Raw genomic sequence first — 17,701 nt, 5'->3', positions numbered from 1 at the left:
TTGTCGAACGAACTCATTCCAGCAGGGCCTTAGTGCCCTGCTTTTTTATTTAGGATCAGGGCGTTATGGCGGATTCTAAAACATTCACACGAATGGCTCTGGCACTGGAGGGGGCAGTTGCCGCGCCCCACTTCGATCGCACTGCATTCAAGGTAAAACGCACATTCGCGACGCTCGCGCCGGATGGCTTGAGCGCCAATATCAGGTTCACGCCGGACGAGCAGATTTTCAAATGCCACCTGGCCCCGGACCTGTTCAAGGCCATCGACAATGGCTGGGGTCGGCAGGGCTGGACGACGATGCTGCTGGAGCCGGCGAGCGACGCCGATATCGTGGCGGCGCTGACCATGGCCCATGCCCATGCCACGGGCAGGCGTCGCTAGCCAGTACCGCCGGCGGCCTAACGGTTCCAGTAATGATGCAGCGTTTCATTGCTCACGCCCCAGAGCAGCAGGGCAGTGAACACGGCTGCCAGCAGCGTGGCCAGCAGCAGCTTGAATATCAGGCGCGGGCGCAGGGGCGATCCGGGATCGCCCCCCGCGACCACCTCGACGCCGAGCTCGTGGTGGCTCCTATTGCCGATGGGGAGCACCGCCACGAAGGTCAGCCACCACACGACGAAGTAAACAGCGAAAATGGAACCGATCTGCATATGCCCACTTAGCCCCAGTTCTGGTGGGTGGAAAAGCGGTCACCGTGTCGCGGCCGCTTCGCCGATGATCATACCCGGTGAACGAATACGCTCACATTGGGCTTGCGGCCCCAGAAAGCGTTGACCTCGCCGCGAATGGCCTTGAACAGGGCCGAATTCAGCACTTCGGTATTACCGCGGCGCTTGGGCGGCATCGACCGGATCACGCTCGCCACGGTGTCCGAGACCAGTTCAGTCAGGGATTCGTCCTCGGTTTCCGGTAGGCCCTCAAGCACCATATCGGGTCCGGAAACGACCTGTCCATTGGCGTTGACGCAGAGGCTGACGATGATCATGCCGCCAAAGGACAGGCGCCGACGGCCCTTGACGCCGCTTTCCTCGGGCGTGCACAGCACGAGACCGTCGAGATAGAGCTCGCCGGTGCGCACTTCGGCCGGGAAGGCCAGCGGTTCGGGAAAGAGCCGTACCAGGTCGCCATTGCGCGCCTCGCAGACATTGGGAATGCCTTGCTCGCGGCCCAGCTTGGCATGGGCTTCCAGATGCATGGCCTCGCCGTGCACCGGCACCAGCACCTGCGGCTTCACCCAGGAATAGAGCCGGCGCAGCTCCTCGCGGCGCGGGTGGCCGGTGACGTGGACCAGGGCATCGTCGCGCGTGATGACCTCGACACCCTTGTCGATCAGGCGGTTCTGAATATCGATGACTTCGCGCTCATTGCCCGGGATCGCCCAGGAGGAGAAAATCATGCGGTCGCCGGCATTGAGATCGATTACCGGATGGTCGCCACGGGCAATGCGGGCAATGGCGGCGCGCGCCTCGCCCTGGCTGCCGGTGCAGATCAGCACGCATTTGTCGCGGGCGATGCTCTTATAGGCATCCTGGTCGTGCAGGGTCGGCAGTCCCTCCAGCATGCCCAGCTCCCGCGCGATACCCATGATGCGATGCAGCGAGCGGCCGGACATCACCACCTCGCGGCCGGCCTTGTGGGCGGCGCGCGCAATGGACACCACGCGGCCCACATTGGAGGCGAAGGTGGTGACCGCGACCCGATGCGGCGCTTCGGAGATGAGTTTTACGAGGCTGTCGGCGATTTCCGCTTCGCTCGGGCTCTCACCCTCCTTCATGGCATTGGTGCTGTCGCAGACCAGCGCCAGCGGCAGGGCGGTATCGGTGCCGATTTCCTGCAGGCGGGCGATATTGGTCGGCCGGCCCATCACCGGAGTGGGATCGAACTTCCAGTCGCCGGTGTGCAGCACGCGGCCGACCGGCGTGGTGATGAGCAGGCTGTTGGATTCGGGGATCGAATGGGCGACGTTGATCGCCTCGATGGTGAAGGGGCCAACGGTGAACGGCTTTCCCGGCTCCATGATGGTGATGTCGACATTTTCGACGATACCGTCCCCTGCCCGCTTGGCCGCCAGCATGGCGGCGGTGAAGGGGGTGGCATAGACCGGCCGGTCGAAAACCGGCCAGAGGTCGAGCACGGCGCCGTAGTGATCCTCATGGCTATGGGTGAGGACGAGCGCCAGGACGTCGTCGGCGTTCTCTTCCAGAAATTCCGGATTGGCCATGATGAGCTCGATGCCGGGCAGGTCGGGGCCGCCGAAGGTGACGCCGCAGTCCACGACGATCCATTTGCGGCGGCGCTCCGGCCCAAAGCCGTAGGCGGCCATGTTCATGCCGATTTCGCCGACGCCGCCAAGCGGCACGAAAACGAGTTCATCCCTTTGGTTTCTGGCCATGGGTCTTCTTCTTCCTTTCATGGCGCGACGCCGGGCGAACTCTGGTCGCCGGTCGCCGCGCCTCATGTTGTGGTCAGCTCCGGGCGCTGGCCGTTGCCCCAAAATGCACGTCGCCGGCGGTGATCGCGATGCGTCCCCCGCTCTCGTCGCGGATGATCAGCCGGCCCGCCGGATCGATGGTTTCGAAAATGCCCCGAACGACCTTACCGTCCTGGGAGACGGCGACGTCCGCTCCAATGCCGGCCGCCCGGCCCCGCCATTGCTCCAGAACTCTTGCTACGCCGCGTCCGTCATCCCAAAGGCCGAAAGCCTCCACCCAGGCGTCGGACAAAGCCTCGAAGACGTCTTGCGCACTACTGTCGACGCCAAGGGCGCGCAGGCAGGTAGCCGGATAAGGCACGCCCTCCGGCGCGGAAACCACATTGACGCCGATGCCCACGATGATGGGGGAGCGGCCGTTCCGGGCAGGTGCGGCCTCAAGCAGGATGCCGGCCAGCTTGGCGCCATCGGCCAAAACATCGTTGGGCCATTTGAGCGCGATGCGCGCACGCCGGTCCCGGTCATCGGCGCCGTCGATGCCGATGCGGATCGCTCCGCCGGGCAGCACCACGCCAAGGGCGCGATTGAGGGCGATGCCGGCCACGAAGCCCAGCGTCGCGATCAGATCGGGCGTGGCATCGGGCACAATCAGCAGGCTGGCTGCCAGATTGCCGGGCGTGCTGTGCCACTGGCGTCCACGGCGCCCTCGCCCCGCGGTCTGGTGCAGGGCGGCGAACCAGATGCCGCCCGGATCGCCCGCCGCCGCGGCGGCGAGCGCCTCGCTATTGGTGGATCCGATGGCGTCGAATCCCGTCAACCGGTAACCGGCCCGCTTCGCCTCGACGCCAAGCTCGAACTGCGTCACCCTAGAACAGGCTTCGGGCGGCGATATGCGCCCAGCCGGTCAGCGGACTGCCGACGGTGAAATAATAGGTGACGAGCAGGAAGCCGGAGACCGCCATGACGACGTTGAGCTCGGCCGGCACAGCAGCGAACTGCTTCACCGGCTCGTCGAAGTACATCACCTTGACGATGCGCAGGTAATAGAAGGCGCTCACCGCCGAAGCCAGCACCCCGATCACCGCCAGCACGAAAAGATGCGCCTCGATGGCGGCGAGGAAGACGTGCCATTTGGCGAAGAAGCCGGCGAGCGGAGGCAAGCCGATCAACGAAAACATGATGATCGCCATGGCGGCGGCCACGAAAGGCCGCGTCTGAGCGGCGCCTGCGAGGTCGGCGATGTTTTCCACATAGCCGGTTTCCGAGCGCAGCGACAGGATGCAGGCAAAGAACCCTACCGTCATGACCAGATAGATGGCCATATAGATCGCAACGCCTTCTGCCCCGACCTGGGTGCCCGAGGACAGGCCCACCAGGGCGAAGCCCACATGGCCGATCGAGGAATAGGCGATAAAGCGCTTGAGCGACTTCTGGCCGATGGCGGCAAAGGCCGCCAGCACCATGGAGGCGATGGACAGGAAGATGACGATCTGCTGCCAGTCCGTGGTGATGGGCGCGAAGGTATCGAGCACCAGCCGGATCATCAGCGTCATCGCTGCCACCTTCGGCCCCATGGCGAAGAACGCGGTCACCGGCGTCGGCGCACCCTCGTAGACGTCCGGCGTCCACATGTGGAACGGCACGGCCGAAATCTTGAAGGCGATGCCGGAAAGCAGGAATACCACGCCGAAGATGAGGCCGATGGAGCGCCCCTCATTGGCGATGGCCACGACGATCTCGCCCAGATTGGTGTGCCCGGTAAAGCCGTAGATCAGCGAGGCGCCATAGAGCAACAGGCCCGAGGACAGCGCACCCAGCACGAAATATTTCAGACCCGCCTCGGAGGCCCGGCTGTCGTCGCGCTTGATGGCCGCCATGACGTAGAGCGCCAGCGATTGCAACTCGAGGCCGACATAAAGGCTCATCAGGTCGTTAGCCGAGACCATGACCATCATGCCCAAAGCGGCCAGCAGCGCCAGGATGGAATATTCGTATTTGTGCACGCCGTGTTCTTCGGCATTGGACAGGCCGAGGATCAGCGCCAGGGCGGCGCCGCCCATGACCAGGACCTTCATGTAGCGGCCGAAGCCGTCCGCGATGAACAGGCCGTTGAAAATCACCCCGTCCACCTGCTGGAAGGCGACGAGCAGCCCGGCAGCGACCAGCAGGCCGATGGACAGCCACGACACCAGAAGCGAGCGCTCTTTGTTGATGACGACGCCCACCAGCAGCAGCACCAGAATGCCGGCCGCCATCAGCAATTCGGGATAGGCGGGAGCCAAGCTCGCGAAATCGGTAACGTCAGAGTTCACGTCTGTCTCCTAATGCGCAGCAGGCTCGGCCGCATCGCCATCGGCCGGCAAGGCCGCGCCCTCGGGCGCGACATAGTCGAGGGGGGCGCGGGCGTCGGCCTGGGCCACGGCCGGGTCGAGGCCGACGGCGTTCGAATAATGGGCCACCAGATTGTCCACGGCGGCCGCCGTCGTGTCGAGAATGGGCGCGGGATAGAAGCCGAACACCACGATCAGGACGAGCAGCGGGTATAGGACCACCTTTTCGCGCAGGCTGAGGTCGAGAATGCCCTTGAGGCTTTCCTTGGTCAGCGCGCCGAAAATTAGGCGCCGATAGAGCCACAGCGCATAGGCGGCCGACAGGATGATGCCGGAAGCCGCGCCCAGCGCCACCCAGGTATTGACCTGGAACGCGCCGATCATGGTGAGGAATTCGCCCACGAATCCGGATGTGCCCGGCAGGCCGACATTGGCCATGGTGAAGACCATGAAGGCAAAGGCGTATTGGGGCATGCGTTCGACCAGGCCGCCATAGGCGGCGATCTCGCGGGTGTGCATGCGGTCGTAGATCACGCCGACGCACAGGAACAGCGCGCCCGAGACGAGGCCGTGCGAGATCATCTGGAACATGGCGCCCTGGATGCCGAGCGAATTGCCCGCGAAGATACCCATGGTCACGAAACCCATATGGGCGACGGAGGAATAGGCGATCAGCTTCTTCATGTCGGTCTGCACCAGCGCCACCAGCGAGGTGAGGACGATGGCCGCGACCGAGAGGATGAAGACGAAATTGGCGAGCTGCGCCGAAGCGTCCGGGAACATGGGCAGGGAGAAGCGCAGGAAGCCGTAGCCGCCCAGCTTGAGCAGAATTGCGGCCAGGATCACCGAACCGGCGGTCGGCGCCTGCACGTGCGCCTCGGGAAGCCAGCGGTGGAACGGCCACATCGGCATCTTCACCGCGAAGGAGGCGAAGAAGGCCAGCCACAACCAGATCTGCAGACCGCCCGGGAACTGATGTGTCAGCAGCCGCATGATGTCGGACGTGCCGGCATCCCAATACATGGCCATCATCGCCAGCAGCATCAGCACCGAACCGGTGAAGGTGTAGAAGAAGAACTTGTAACTGGCCTGAATGCGCGCCGAGCCGCCCCAGATGCCGATGATCAGGAACATCGGCAGCAGCGTGCCCTCGAAGAACACGTAGAACATCGCCAGGTCGAGCGTGGTGAAGACGCCGATCATGAGCGTCTCGAGGATCAGGAACACGATCATGTATTCCTTCACCCGCATCTGGACGTCCCAGCTCGCCAGGATGGAAGCCACCATGAGCAAGGCGGTGAGCACCACGAACAGCACCGAAATGCCGTCGACGCCGACGCGATAGCCGATGCTGTCGCCCAGCCAGGGCAGATTCACCACGAACTGGAAGCCGGGATCGGTCGGATCGAAGCTCTGCCAGAGGGCCAGCGACAACACGAACACCACCAGCGTCACGATCAGCGCCATCCAGCGGATGGCGTTGAGCGAATTGCGCGGGGTGAACATCAGCACCGCCGCGCCGACCGTGGGCAGCCAGGTGAGGATCGACAGAATGGAATTGGCGAAGGTCATCAGATCAGTCCCCCGGCCGCAATGGCCCAGGTCAACAGCGCCGCAATGCCGATGAGCATGGCGAAGGCGTAATGGTAGAGATAGCCGGACTGCAATCTGACCATCCAGCTCGTGACGTTCTGCACGCGGCGCCCGAGCCCCTCGGTGATCTTGTCATCGATCAGCCAGTCGTCGAAACCCTTCCAGACGGCATTGCCGATCCAGAGTGCCGGGCGCACAAAGATGCGGTCGTAAAGCTCGTCGAAATACCACTTGTTGAGCAGGAACCGGTAGAGACCGGGATTGGTGGCGGCCAGCCTTCCGGGCACTTCGGGACGGCGTATATACATGTACCAGGCGGCGACGAAGCCGATGATCATGGAAATGGTGGCGCTCCACTTCACCCAGAGCGGGACGTGGTGGGCCCCTTCGATGATCTCGTGGTCGACGTGGATCGAGCCGGCGAAGAAGCTTTCGATCTGCGCCAGATCGGCGAAGAACACGCCGTAGAACACCACGCCGGAAAGAACGGCCCCGATGGCCAGCACGTAAAGCGGCACCAGCATCACATTGGGCGATTCATGGGCATTGTCATAGGCCGAGCCGTGCGCATGCCCGCCGATGGGTTCGTCATGGCTCTCCGGATCGGTATGGGCCGGGTCCGGATGCGGGCCTTCGCCATGGTGCTGCGCATCGCGCGGCGAGCCGTGGAAGGTCAGATGCACCAGCCGCCACGAGTAGAAGCTGGTAAAGAGCGCGGCGATCACCAGCAGCCAGAAGGCGAAGCTGCCCACATTGCCGCCATAGGCGAAGGCGCTTTCGATGATGGCATCCTTGGAGAAGAAGCCGGCAAAGCCGAAATTGGTCCCCGGAATGCCGACCCCGGTCAGCGCCAGCGTGCCGATCAGCATCATCGCATAGGTGACGGGGATCTTCTTCCTGAGCCCGCCCATGTTCCGCATGTCCTGCTCATGGTGCATGGCATGGATGACCGAGCCGGCGCCCAGGAACAGCAGGGCCTTGAAGAAGGCATGGGTGAACAGGTGGAAGACGCCGGCCGAATAGGCCCCCGCCCCCAGCGCCACGAACATGTAGCCGAGCTGCGAACAGGTCGAATAGGCGATCACCCGCTTGATGTCGTTCTGCACCAAGCCCACCGTCGCCGCAAAGAAGGCGGTGATGGCGCCGATGACGATCACCACCGTCAGGGCAGCAGGCGAGGTCTCGAACAGCGGCGACAGGCGCGCCACCATGAAGACACCGGCGGTCACCATGGTCGCGGCGTGGATCAACGCCGAAACCGGGGTGGGACCTTCCATGGCGTCGGGAAGCCAGGTGTGCAGCAGGAACTGCGCCGACTTGCCCATGGCGCCCAGGAACAGCAGCAGGCAGATGACGGTCATCGCATCGACGTTCCAGGACAGGAACCGGATGACCGGCAGGCCGGTGGAGGCGAAATCGCCGGCCACCGCAAAGGCGCTGTCGAAGTCGATATGGCCGAGCACCATGAAGGCGCCGAAAATGCCCAGGATGAAGCCGAAATCGCCAACGCGATTGACGATGAAGGCCTTCATCGCAGCGGCATTGGCCGAGGGCCGCGTGTACCAGAAGCCGATGAGCAGGTAGGAGGCCAGGCCCACGCCTTCCCAGCCGAAGAACATCTGCAGGAAGTTGTCGGCGGTCACCAGCATCAGCATGGCGAAGGTGAAGAGCGAGAGATAGGCGAAAAAGCGCGACCGGTGCGGGTCCTCGCTCATATAGCCGATGGAATAGAGGTGGACGAGCGCCGACACGGTGTTGACGACCACCAGCATGATGGCGGTGAGCGTGTCCACGCGCAGAATCCAGCGCAGGTCCATGTCGCCGACCTGGATCCAGCGCATCACCTCGACCTTGAGCACACCGCCTTCGCCGCCGGCGAGCCCGCCCCCGAAGGCGACGGGAATGAATACCACCCAGCTCAGCACCGCTGCGATCAGCAGCAGGCCGGTGGTGATGAACTCGCTTGGACGGTGTCCGATGGCGCGGCCGAGCAGCCCGGCCACCAGCGCCCCCACGAGGGGCAGGAAAACAATCGCCTGAATGATCATAGCGGTGCTCTAGCCCTTCATCATGTTGACGTCTTCAACCGCGATGGAGCCGCGGTTGCGGAAGAAGATGACCAGGATCGCAAGTCCGATCGCGGCCTCGGCGGCTGCCACGGTCAGGATCATCAGCGCGAAGACCTGGCCCTGCAGGTCGCCGAGCTCGGCGCTGAAAGCCACCATGTTCAAGTTGACGGCCAAAAGCATCAATTCGACCGACATGAGGATGACGATGACGTTCTTGCGGTTGATGAAAATACCCAGCACGCCCAGCGTGAACAGGATTGCCGCGACGGTCAGGTAGTGACCGAGCCCGATTCCCAAGCCCATGATAATCCCCTATAGTCCCTGACCACTCTTGACCTTGACGACTTTGACCGTCTCTCTGGGCTTGCGCGCAAGCTGCGAGGCCGGATTCTGGCGCCTAATACCCTGGCGATGCCGCAAGGTCAGCACGATGGCGCCGATCATGGCCACCAGCAACACGGCCGCAGCTCCCTGGAACAGGAAGACGTAACGCGTATAGAGCACCTGTCCGAGCGCCCTGGTGTTCTCCACGGTGGCATCGATCGGCAGCGACGCTCCACCGGCGATCTCGGGCGAGACCACGAAGCTGCCCGCCACCAGCAGTAGTTCGAGCAGCAGCACCACGCCCACGACGATGCCGATGGGCGCATATTGCAGAAAGCCCGATTTCAGCTCCGCGAAGTCGACGTCCAGCATCATCACCACGAACAGGAACAGCACGGCGACCGCGCCCACATAGACCACGATCAGGATCAGCGCCAGGAACTCGGCGCCGGCCAGCATGAACAGGCCGGCCCCATTGACGAAGGTAAGGATGAGGAACAGCACCGCATGCACGGGGTTGCGCGACGAGATGACCATAAAGGCCGACGCCACGGCAATGGCCGAGAACAGGTAGAAGAAGAACAGTGGAAGGCTCATGGTCTTCCCTCTCAGCGATAGGGGGCGTCGGCGGCGATGCTGGCCGCGATTTCACGCTCCCACCGGTCGCCATTGGCCAGGAGCTTTTCCTTCGAAAAGTACAGCTCCTCGCGCGTTTCGGTTGCGAATTCGAAGTTCGGCCCCTCGACGATGGCGTCGACCGGGCATGCTTCCTGGCAGAAACCGCAATAGATGCACTTCACCATGTCGATGTCGTAGCGCACCGTGCGACGGGTGCCGTCGTTCTGGCGCGGGCCGGCCTCGATGGTGATGGCCTGCGCCGGGCAGATGGCCTCGCACAATTTGCAGGCAATGCACCGCTCTTCGCCATTGGGATAGCGGCGCAGCGCGTGCTCCCCACGGAAGCGCGGGGAGATCGGGCCCTTTTCGAACGGATAGTTGATGGTCGGCTTGGGCGAAAAGAAATAGCGCATGGCCAGGAAGAAGGCCGCGACCAGTTCGGTCAGCAGAAGCTTGTTGACGATCTGTCCGACACGCATCAGGAAATCCCCCCGTGCCAGCCCCAGCCGGTGAGCTGGAGGACGAAAGCGACGATGATCACCATGAACAGGGAGAGCGGCAGGAACAGTTTCCAGCCGATCCGCATGAGCTGGTCATAACGGTAGCGGGGCACGATGGCCTTGGCCATGGCGATCATGAAGAAAACGAGACTCACCTTGATGAAGAACCACACCACACCCGGAATCCAGGTGAAGGGCGGCAGATCGACGGGCGCAGCCCAGCCACCCAGGAACAGGATGGTGGTCATGGCGCACATCAGGAGGATGGATATGTATTCGCCCAGCATGAACAGCATATAGGGCGTGGCCGAATATTCGGTCATGAAGCCGGCTACCAGTTCCGATTCACCTTCGGCGAAGTCGAAGGGCGGGCGATTGGTCTCGGCCAGGGCCGAAATGTAGAACACCACGAACATCGGAAAGAGCGGCAGCCAGAACCAGTTGAGCACACTCAGCCAGGGCACGCCCAGCGCGTGAGCCAGGCCCATTTCCTGCTGCGCCACGACGATGTCGTTGAGGTTCAGCGATCCCACGCAGAGCAGCACGGTGATGATGACCAGGCCGATGGAAACCTCGTAGGACACCATCTGCGCGGCGGCACGAAGCGAGCCGAAAAAGGGATATTTGGAGTTCGAGGCCCAGCCCCCGATGATGACGCCATAGACGCCGAGCGAGGAAATGCCGAGCAGGTAGAGAATGCCCACATTGATATCGGCCATGGCCCAGCCGTCGAAGACGGGGATCACGGCCCAGCCGGCCAGGGCGAGCGTGGCGGTGATCAGCGGCGCGGCAAGGAACAGGATCTTGTCGGCGCCCGCCGGAATGATGGGCTCCTTGAAGACGAATTTCAGCAGGTCGGCGAAGGATTGCAGCAAGCCGAACGGCCCTACCACGTTGGGACCGCGCCGGATCTGCACCGCTGCCCAGACCTTGCGGTCCGCCAGCAGGATGAAGGCGGTATAGACCAAAAGGACGACGAGCAGCAGAAGCGCCTTGTAGACGAAGCCGACCTGCGTGCCCCAGCCGAGAACCGGGATGCCGAGCAGATAATCGAGGGCCAAGAGAATGAAGTCCATTATACGCCCCTACTCCGCGGCCTGTCGCTGGCCGGCGGCCAGGGCGGCACATTCGGCCATGGTCGCCGAAGCGCGTGCAATCGGATTGCTGAGATGGAAATCGGCGACGAACGAGGTGAACGGAGCCGATTTGGTCTTGATCGCCGCCGTAGCGAGGCCTGCGATATCGGCGATCCGGCCCGGCTCGATCTCGTCGATACGCGCCAGATGCGGAAACTCGCCATAAAGAGCCTGGCGCAACTCGCCCAGCGAGTTGAACGGCAAAGGCTTGCCCATGGCGCCGGACAGGGCGCGGATGACGGCCCAGTCTTCCCGGGCGTCGCCGGGCGGGAAGACGGCGCGAGTCGTGACCTGCACCCGGCCCTCGGTGTTGACATAGGTGCCGGACTTTTCCGTATAGGCCGCGCCGGGCAGGATGACGTCGGCACGATGCGCGCCGCTGTCGCCATGCGAGCCGATATAGACGACGAATGCCTTGCCCATGGCGGACATGTCGTATTCGTCGGCACCGAGCAGGAACAGCACATCCAGTTCGCCCTTGCCGGCCAGCGCGATCTGGTCGGCGGAGCAGACGCCGCCGTCATGCGGCACGAAGCCGATATCGAGGCCCCCGACACGGCTCGCGGCATTGTGCAGCAGGGCAAAGCCGTTCCAGCCTTCGATGACGTTGGGGCCGCTGGCGAGTTTCGCGGCGAGCGCGATAGTGTCGCGGCCGGCCTGCTTGCCCAGGGAAGCGTGCGATACGGCGCCCTCCCCTACGATGATCAGCGGGCGCTGGGCATTTTTCAGCGTTTCGGCAAAGGCGCCCTTGCCATTGGCCAGGTCGGCCAGCGTCTCGAAACCGGCGCCCAGATATTCGTAGTCATAGGTGAGATCGACCTGTTCGCCGATCACCGCCACGGGCAGGTTGCCAGCGCGCCAGGTCTTGCGGATGCGGGCATTGAGCACCGCGGCCTCGCGGCGCGGATTGGCGCCGATGATGACGATGGCGTCGGCCTGCTCGATACCGGCGATGGTGGGATTGAACAGATAGGCGGCGCGCGGCATCGAGGGATCGATCCCCGACATGGGCGGGCGCACATCGGTCATGCCCGAGCCGATGGAGGCAAGCAGCGCCTTGAGCGCATACATCTCCTCGACCGCGGCCAGGTCCCCGGCAATAGCGCCGACCTTGTTGCCGGCCTTCTTGACCTTTGCGGCCACGGCAGCCAGGGCCTCGTCCCAACTCGCGGGCTGGAGCTTGCCGCCCTTGCGGACATAGGGCCGATCCAGGCGCTGGCTCCGCAGCCCGTCCCAGATGAAGCGGGTCTTGTCCGAAATCCACTCCTCGTTGATGGCCTCGTTGACCCGCGGCAGCACGCGCATGACCTCGCGGCCACGGCTGTCGACACGGATGGCCGAGCCGAGAGCGTCCATCACGTCGATGGATTCGGTCTTGTTCAGCTCCCAGGGGCGGGCCTGGAAGGCATAGGGCTTGGAGGTCAGCGCGCCGACCGGGCACAGGTCGATGACATTGCCCTGCAATTCGCTGGAGAGCGTCTTTTCCAGATAGGTGGTGATCTCCATGTCCTCGCCGCGTCCGGTGGCGCCGAGCTCGGCAATTCCGGCCACCTCGGTGGTGAAGCGCACGCAGCGCGTGCACTGGATGCAGCGGGTCATCACCGTCTTGATCAACGGGCCCATATATTTGTCTTCGACGGCGCGCTTGTTCTCGTAGAAGCGCGAGCCGGAAACCCCATAGGCCATGGCCTGGTCCTGCAGGTCGCACTCGCCGCCCTGGTCGCAGATGGGGCAATCGAGCGGATGGTTGATCAGCAGGAATTCCATCACGCCTTCGCGGGCCTTCTTGACCATGGGCGTATTGGTGTACATCTCGGGCGGCTCGCCATTGGGGCCGGGCCGCAAATCCCTGACCCCCATGGCGCAGGACGCCTGCGGCTTGGGCGGGCCGCCCTTCACCTCGACCAGGCACATGCGGCAATTGCCGGCCACCGACAGCCGCTCGTGGTAGCAGAAGCGCGGAATTTCAGCGCCGGCAGCCTCGGCCGCCTGCAGCAGGGTGTAATGATCGGGGACTTCGACGAGCTGACCGTCAACCTTGATCTGAGCCATCGGCTTACTCCGCAGCGATCGACGGCACGGCGCCGTCGCTGGTGGACGAATAGGTATATTGCTCGATCCGCGCTTCGATGACGTCGCGGAAATTGCGGATCAGGCCCTGCACCGGCCAGGCGGCCGCGTCGCCCAGGGCGCAGATGGTGTGCCCCTCGATCTGCTTGGTCACCTCGAACAGCATGTCGATCTCGCGCTTCTGGGCGCGGCCCTCCACCATGCGGGCCAGCACGCGCATCATCCAGCCCGTGCCTTCGCGGCACGGCGTGCACTGACCGCAGCTCTCATGCTTGAAGAAAGCCGAGATGCGCCAGATCGCCTTGATGATGTCGGTGGACTTGTCCATGACGATCATGCCACCGGTGCCGAAGGACGACTTCTTTTCCCGCAGTCCATCGAAATCCATGACGGCGTCCATCATGTCCTCGCCGCGCACCACCGGGCAGGAGGCGCCGCCCGGGATCACGCCGAGCAGGTTGTCCCAGCCGCCGCGAATGCCGCCGCAATGCTTCTCGATGATGTCCTTGAAGCTCTCGCCCATGGCTTCTTCGAAGGTGGCGGGCTTATTGACGTGGCCCGACACCATGAACAGCTTGGTGCCGGTATTGTTGGGGCGGCCGATCGAGGCGAACCAAGCCCCGGAGCGGCGCAGGATTTCAGGCACCACGGCGATGGATTCGACATTGTTGACGGTGGTGGGGTTGCCATAAACGCCCATGGCCGCGGGGAATGGCGGCTTGAGGCGGGGCTGGCCCTTCTTGCCTTCCAGCGATTCCATCAGGGCGGTTTCCTCGCCGCAGATATAGGCACCGGCGCCGTGATGCACGACGATATCGAAATCCCAGCCATGAACGTTGTTCTTGCCAATCAGCCTGGCGTCGTAAGCCTGCTGCACAGCCTCCTCGAAACGCTGGCGCTCGCGGACGAATTCGCCGCGGATATAAACATAGGCGATGTGCGCTCCCATAGCGCGACCGGCCAGCAGGCAGCCCTCCACCAGATGATGCGGATCGTGGCGCAGAATTTCCCGGTCCTTGCAAGTGCCGGGCTCGGATTCGTCGGCATTGACCAGAAGCTGGCTGGGGCGGCCGTCGCCGGCGCCCTCCTTGGGCATGAAGGTCCATTTAAGCGCGGTGGGGAAGCCGGCGCCGCCCCGGCCGCGCAGCCCCGATGCCTTGACCTCGCTGACGATCCAATCGCGTCCGGAGTCGATGAATTCCTTGGTGCCAACCCAGGCGCCGCGTTCGCGCGCGCCCTTGAGCGTCCAGTCGTGGCGCCCGTAGAGATTGGTGAAAATGCGATCCTTGTCGGCGAGCATGATCAGCTTTTCCGCTTCAACAGATAAGTGAACCAGGCGGCAATTCCGATCGCCGCACCTGCCGCCGAGGCCACAAGGCCCGGCAGCGCCATATTCGCAGCCAGCTCCAGACCGGAAACGACAGCCGTGGCGACGAGGGCGAACACGACGCCAACGGCGTAGTCCCCGATCGTGAGTGCTGCGAAATCGATCTTGCGTCCAGCCATTTAACGCGGGTCCTTCCCAAAGACCTTGCGGTATTCCTCGGCCCCGCCCTTGGCGAGCGCCTTGGCCTGCCTGACCCAGTCGTCCCGCTCGATCCGTCCCCGGAAATCCAGCGCATCGTCGACGCGGGCGATGTCGGCCTTCTTGAACCCGGCGATCTGGTCGAACCTGGTGATACCGAGCTCGTTGAGCTTCCTCTCGATCACGGGGCCGATACCGGAGATCAGCTTGAGATCGTCGGCGGTACCTTCGGGCCGCTCGAAGAGCGGGCGCAACTGGCCGCCCTTTTCGGCGTTCGGCGTCACCTCGCTCGGATTGGCTTTTTCGGCCTTCACCACCGGCCTCGACTTCTTCACCGCGGTGGAGGCGCCGCCCTCGGCGGGCGCGTTGGTGCTGGCCTTGCCGACAGCCTTGCCGCCATCGACCTTGCCGCCCTTGGCTTCGGCGCCCACCGCATCCTCGCGCATGGCGGTGTTCGGCTCGCCATCCGCGCCGGCGGCGTCATCGGCGGCCTTGCGCTCGCTCTCGGCCTTGGCCTGGCTCACCTTGGCCGCCCTGGGCGTACCCTTGATCGCCGGAGCGTTTTCCTCGACCACGTCCCTGGGCTTGGCCGCAGTGGTGGGCGCGGGCGCAGGGGTAACGGCGGGCGAAGGCTCCTCGGCCACCGGCGGCGGCACAAATTTTTTGCGCTCGGCGGTGGGCGTTTCGAGCAGCGAGCTCTCGCCGCCCGCCGCGCCGGAAAACTGCCGGTCGATCTGAGGGCCGGGCTTTATGGTATCGCCCTTGCCCGCATGGAACGCATCGATGATCTCTTCGAGGCGCTCGGGGGTCAGATCCTCGTAATTGTCATGGTAGATCGCGACGATGGGTGCGTTCACGCAGGCTCCGGCGCATTCCACCTCTTCCCAGGACAGGGTGCCGTCCTCGTTGAGCTGATGCGGCTCGGGGTGGATCTTGCGCTTGCAGACCTCGATCAGGTCCTCGGCGCCGCGCAGCATGCAGGGCGTGGTGCCGCAAACCTGCACATGTGCATGCCGGCCCACGGGCTGAAGCTGGAACTGGGTGTAGAAGGTCGCCACTTCCAGTACGCGGATATAGGCCATGTCGAGCATGTCGGCGACCGTCTCGATCGTCGCGCGGCTGACCCAGCCATCCTGGTCCTGTGCCCGCATCAGCAGCGGGATCACCGCGGATTGCTGGCGGCCGACCGGATAAAGCGCGATGCGCTTTTCCGCCCAGGCCAGGTTTTCCGGGGTAAAGGCGAAACTTGCCGGCTGCACCGACTCATCTGCAAGGCGTCGCGTAGCCATCAGCGATCAACCTCTCCGAACACGATATCAATCGATCCCAGGATCGCCGTGACGTCGGCCAGCATGTGGCCGCGGCACAAATAATCCATGGCGCTCAGATGGGCGAAGCCCGGCGCGCGGATATGGCAGCGATAGGGCTTGTTGGTGCCATCAGACACCAGATAGACGCCGAATTCACCCTTGGGAGCTTCGACGGCGGCGTAAATCTCGCCGGCAGGCACCTTGTAGCCTTCGGTGTAGAGCTTGAAGTGGTGGATGAGCGCTTCCATGGACCGCTTCATCTCGCCGCGGCGGGGCGGCACCACCTTGCCGTCGGTGGAGGCCACGGGGCCCTTTCCGTCCGGCGCATTCAGCTTCTCGATGCATTGCTGCATGATCCGGTTGGCCTGACGCATTTCCTCCATGCGCACGAGGTAGCGGTCATAGCAGTCGCCATGAGTGCCGACGGGAATGTCGAAATCCATTTCGGCGTAGGCGTCGTAGGGCTGGCTCTTGCGCAAATCCCAAGCGGCGCCGGAAGCGCGCACCATGACGCCCGAAAAACCCATGCCCCAGGCATCCTCGAGCGGCACGACGCCGATCTCGGCATTGCGCTGCTTGAACATGCGGTTCTCGGTGAGCAGGATATCGATATCCTCGATCGCCTTGGGGAATTCCGCGCAGAAGACGGCGATGTCGTCGATCAGGTCCTGTGGCAGGTCCTGATGGACGCCGCCGGGCCGGAAATAGGCGGCATGCATACGCGCGCCCGAAGCGCGCTCATAAAAGATCATCAGCTTTTCGCGCTGCTCGAATCCCCAGAGCGGCGGGGTCAGCGCGCCGATATCCATGGCCTGCGTGGTGACGTTCATCAGATGGGCGAGCAAGCGCCCGATTTCGGCATAAAGGACGCGGATCAACTGGCCGCGGCGGGGCACTTCCAGTCCCAGCATGCGTTCGACCGCCAGCGCGAAGGCGTGCTCCTGGTTCATCGGCGCCACATAGTCGAGGCGGTCGAAATACGGCACGGCCTGCAAATAGGTCTTGTATTCGATCAGCTTCTCGGTGCCGCGGTGCAGAAGGCCGACATGCGGGTCGACGCGTTCGACCAATTCGCCGTCGAGCTCGAGAATCATGCGCAGCACACCGTGCGCCGAGGGGTGCACCGGCCCAAAATTGATGGTGAAATTGCGAACGTCGACTTCGGACATCAGTTGTTAGCCTTCTCGTCGCCGGGCAGCACGTAATCGGTGCCTTCCCAGGGCGACAGGTAATCGAACGAGCGGAATTCCTGCGCCAGCTTGACCGGTTCGTAGACCACCCGCTTGCGCTCCTCGTCGTAGCGTACCTCGACAAAGCCGGTCAGCGGGAAGTCCTTGCGCAGCGGATGGCCGTCGAAACCGTAATCGGTGAGGATGCGCCGCAGGTCGGGATGACCCGAGAACAGCACACCATAAAGATCGTAGACTTCGCGCTCGAACCAGTTCGCACCCGGAAAGACATCGCAGATGGACGGCACGAGCGTGGCCTCGTCCGCCTCGAGCTTGATGCGGATGCGCTGGTTCAGATGCGGGCTGAGCAGATGATAGACCACGTCGAAACGGTATTCGCGCGCCGGATAATCGGCGCCGCACACGTCCACGAAGCTGATGAACCGGCATTTCGGGTCGTCGCGCAGGAAAGTGACCACCTCGACGATCGAATCGCGGGCCACGGTGACGGAAAGATCGCCGAAGGCGACCTCAAAGCCCAGAACGGCCTCGCCGAGCGAGGCGGCGACATGCTCGCCAAGCGCCGTGAGCGGGTTGACTGCAACGGTTTCGTCCATGTCCCTG

At 63.6% G+C, this 17,701-nt stretch carries 17 protein-coding genes; 1 reads left to right on the top strand and 16 read right to left on the bottom strand.

Going from position 1 to position 17,701, the window contains the following annotated elements; translation table 11 throughout:
• Nucleotides 1-188 precede the first annotated feature (188 nt).
• A complete protein-coding gene (locus tag ACFOOL_RS14215) occupies nt 189-383 on the top strand; it encodes a hypothetical protein (protein WP_380097888.1) in 195 nt (64 codons plus the stop codon).
• A 17-nt stretch (nt 384-400) separates the two neighbouring features.
• On the opposite strand, the gene ACFOOL_RS14210 is transcribed toward ACFOOL_RS14215, so the two are convergent.
• The 16 genes from ACFOOL_RS14210 to ACFOOL_RS14135 form a co-directional block, all read right to left on the bottom strand.
• Nucleotides 401-652: a DUF1467 family protein gene (locus ACFOOL_RS14210; protein WP_380097887.1), complete on the bottom strand. Its 252-nt coding sequence runs from the start codon at nt 650-652 to the stop codon at nt 401-403.
• A gap of 68 nt (nt 653-720) precedes the next feature.
• Complete coding sequence (locus ACFOOL_RS14205; RefSeq protein WP_380097886.1) at nt 721-2,394, bottom strand: ribonuclease J; 1,674 nt, start codon at nt 2,392-2,394, stop codon at nt 721-723.
• 73 nt (nt 2,395-2,467) lie between these two features.
• Nucleotides 2,468-3,298 (bottom strand): biotin--[acetyl-CoA-carboxylase] ligase, encoded by an 831-nt coding sequence (locus tag ACFOOL_RS14200; RefSeq protein ID WP_380097883.1) that lies wholly within the window; start codon nt 3,296-3,298, stop codon nt 2,468-2,470.
• A 1-nt stretch (nt 3,299) separates the two neighbouring features.
• Nucleotides 3,300-4,745, bottom strand: coding sequence for an NADH-quinone oxidoreductase subunit NuoN (gene nuoN, locus ACFOOL_RS14195; protein WP_380097881.1), 1,446 nt, complete (start codon nt 4,743-4,745; stop codon nt 3,300-3,302).
• A 9-nt stretch (nt 4,746-4,754) separates the two neighbouring features.
• Complete coding sequence (locus ACFOOL_RS14190; protein WP_380097879.1) at nt 4,755-6,335, bottom strand: NADH-quinone oxidoreductase subunit M; 1,581 nt, start codon at nt 6,333-6,335, stop codon at nt 4,755-4,757.
• Nucleotides 6,335-8,404 (bottom strand): NADH-quinone oxidoreductase subunit L, encoded by a 2,070-nt coding sequence (gene nuoL / locus ACFOOL_RS14185; RefSeq protein WP_380097878.1) that lies wholly within the window; start codon nt 8,402-8,404, stop codon nt 6,335-6,337. The genes ACFOOL_RS14190 and nuoL overlap by 1 nt, the downstream gene beginning before the upstream one ends.
• Before the next feature lie 9 nt (nt 8,405-8,413).
• The gene (gene nuoK, locus ACFOOL_RS14180; protein ID WP_380098020.1) at nt 8,414-8,722 is read right to left on the bottom strand and encodes an NADH-quinone oxidoreductase subunit NuoK; all 309 of its coding nucleotides are present in this window, start codon (nt 8,720-8,722) and stop codon (nt 8,414-8,416) included.
• Nucleotides 8,723-8,737: 15 nt separating this feature from the next.
• Nucleotides 8,738-9,346 carry an NADH-quinone oxidoreductase subunit J gene (locus ACFOOL_RS14175; protein ID WP_380097876.1) on the bottom strand — a complete coding sequence of 203 codons (609 nt, stop codon included), beginning with the start codon at nt 9,344-9,346 and terminating at the stop codon, nt 8,738-8,740.
• A gap of 11 nt (nt 9,347-9,357) precedes the next feature.
• Nucleotides 9,358-9,846, bottom strand: a complete 489-nt coding sequence (gene nuoI, locus ACFOOL_RS14170) for an NADH-quinone oxidoreductase subunit NuoI (RefSeq protein WP_380097875.1) — start codon at nt 9,844-9,846, stop codon at nt 9,358-9,360.
• Nucleotides 9,846-10,943 carry an NADH-quinone oxidoreductase subunit NuoH gene (gene nuoH / locus ACFOOL_RS14165; protein WP_380097874.1) on the bottom strand — a complete coding sequence of 366 codons (1,098 nt, stop codon included), beginning with the start codon at nt 10,941-10,943 and terminating at the stop codon, nt 9,846-9,848. Before nuoH ends, nuoI begins: the two co-directional genes overlap by 1 nt.
• A 9-nt stretch (nt 10,944-10,952) precedes the next feature.
• Complete coding sequence (gene nuoG / locus ACFOOL_RS14160; protein ID WP_380097873.1) at nt 10,953-13,055, bottom strand: NADH-quinone oxidoreductase subunit NuoG; 2,103 nt, start codon at nt 13,053-13,055, stop codon at nt 10,953-10,955.
• Between the two features lie 4 nt (nt 13,056-13,059).
• A complete protein-coding gene (gene nuoF / locus ACFOOL_RS14155; protein WP_380097871.1) occupies nt 13,060-14,373 on the bottom strand; it encodes an NADH-quinone oxidoreductase subunit NuoF in 1,314 nt (437 codons plus the stop codon).
• Nucleotides 14,374-14,375: 2 nt separating this feature from the next.
• Nucleotides 14,376-14,579 carry a hypothetical protein gene (locus ACFOOL_RS14150; protein WP_380097870.1) on the bottom strand — a complete coding sequence of 68 codons (204 nt, stop codon included), beginning with the start codon at nt 14,577-14,579 and terminating at the stop codon, nt 14,376-14,378.
• A complete protein-coding gene (gene nuoE / locus ACFOOL_RS14145; protein ID WP_380097868.1) occupies nt 14,580-15,887 on the bottom strand; it encodes an NADH-quinone oxidoreductase subunit NuoE in 1,308 nt (435 codons plus the stop codon). It abuts the gene before it with no gap.
• Nucleotides 15,887-17,077, bottom strand: a complete 1,191-nt coding sequence (locus ACFOOL_RS14140) for an NADH-quinone oxidoreductase subunit D (protein ID WP_380097867.1) — start codon at nt 17,075-17,077, stop codon at nt 15,887-15,889. The genes nuoE and ACFOOL_RS14140 overlap by 1 nt, the downstream gene beginning before the upstream one ends.
• Nucleotides 17,077-17,694 carry an NADH-quinone oxidoreductase subunit C gene (locus ACFOOL_RS14135; RefSeq protein WP_380097865.1) on the bottom strand — a complete coding sequence of 206 codons (618 nt, stop codon included), beginning with the start codon at nt 17,692-17,694 and terminating at the stop codon, nt 17,077-17,079. Before ACFOOL_RS14135 ends, ACFOOL_RS14140 begins: the two co-directional genes overlap by 1 nt.
• Between the last annotated feature and the right edge of the window lie 7 nt (nt 17,695-17,701).

Origin of the sequence: Devosia honganensis, assembly GCF_042648785.1 — a bacterium.
Classification (GTDB): domain Bacteria; phylum Pseudomonadota; class Alphaproteobacteria; order Rhizobiales; family Devosiaceae; genus Devosia; species Devosia honganensis.
Note: the sequence above shows the minus strand (reverse complement) of the source record. Positions and strands in the feature narration are given on the sequence as shown.

Coding starts and splice junctions, on each gene's coding strand:
- ACFOOL_RS14210 (WP_380097887.1), bottom strand. CDS start 652: ATGCAGATCGGTTCCATTTTCGCTGTTTACTTCGTCGTGTGGTGGCTG.
- ACFOOL_RS14205 (WP_380097886.1), bottom strand. CDS start 2,394: ATGGCCAGAAACCAAAGGGATGAACTCGTTTTCGTGCCGCTTGGCGGC.
- ACFOOL_RS14190 (WP_380097879.1), bottom strand. CDS start 6,335: ATGACCTTCGCCAATTCCATTCTGTCGATCCTCACCTGGCTGCCCACG.
- nuoL (WP_380097878.1), bottom strand. CDS start 8,404: ATGATCATTCAGGCGATTGTTTTCCTGCCCCTCGTGGGGGCGCTGGTG.
- ACFOOL_RS14175 (WP_380097876.1), bottom strand. CDS start 9,346: ATGAGCCTTCCACTGTTCTTCTTCTACCTGTTCTCGGCCATTGCCGTG.
- nuoI (WP_380097875.1), bottom strand. CDS start 9,846: ATGCGTGTCGGACAGATCGTCAACAAGCTTCTGCTGACCGAACTGGTC.
- nuoH (WP_380097874.1), bottom strand. CDS start 10,943: ATGGACTTCATTCTCTTGGCCCTCGATTATCTGCTCGGCATCCCGGTT.
- nuoG (WP_380097873.1), bottom strand. CDS start 13,055: ATGGCTCAGATCAAGGTTGACGGTCAGCTCGTCGAAGTCCCCGATCAT.
- nuoF (WP_380097871.1), bottom strand. CDS start 14,373: ATGCTCGCCGACAAGGATCGCATTTTCACCAATCTCTACGGGCGCCAC.
- ACFOOL_RS14150 (WP_380097870.1), bottom strand. CDS start 14,579: ATGGCTGGACGCAAGATCGATTTCGCAGCACTCACGATCGGGGACTAC.
- nuoE (WP_380097868.1), bottom strand. CDS start 15,887: ATGGCTACGCGACGCCTTGCAGATGAGTCGGTGCAGCCGGCAAGTTTC.
- ACFOOL_RS14140 (WP_380097867.1), bottom strand. CDS start 17,077: ATGTCCGAAGTCGACGTTCGCAATTTCACCATCAATTTTGGGCCGGTG.
- ACFOOL_RS14135 (WP_380097865.1), bottom strand. CDS start 17,694: ATGGACGAAACCGTTGCAGTCAACCCGCTCACGGCGCTTGGCGAGCAT.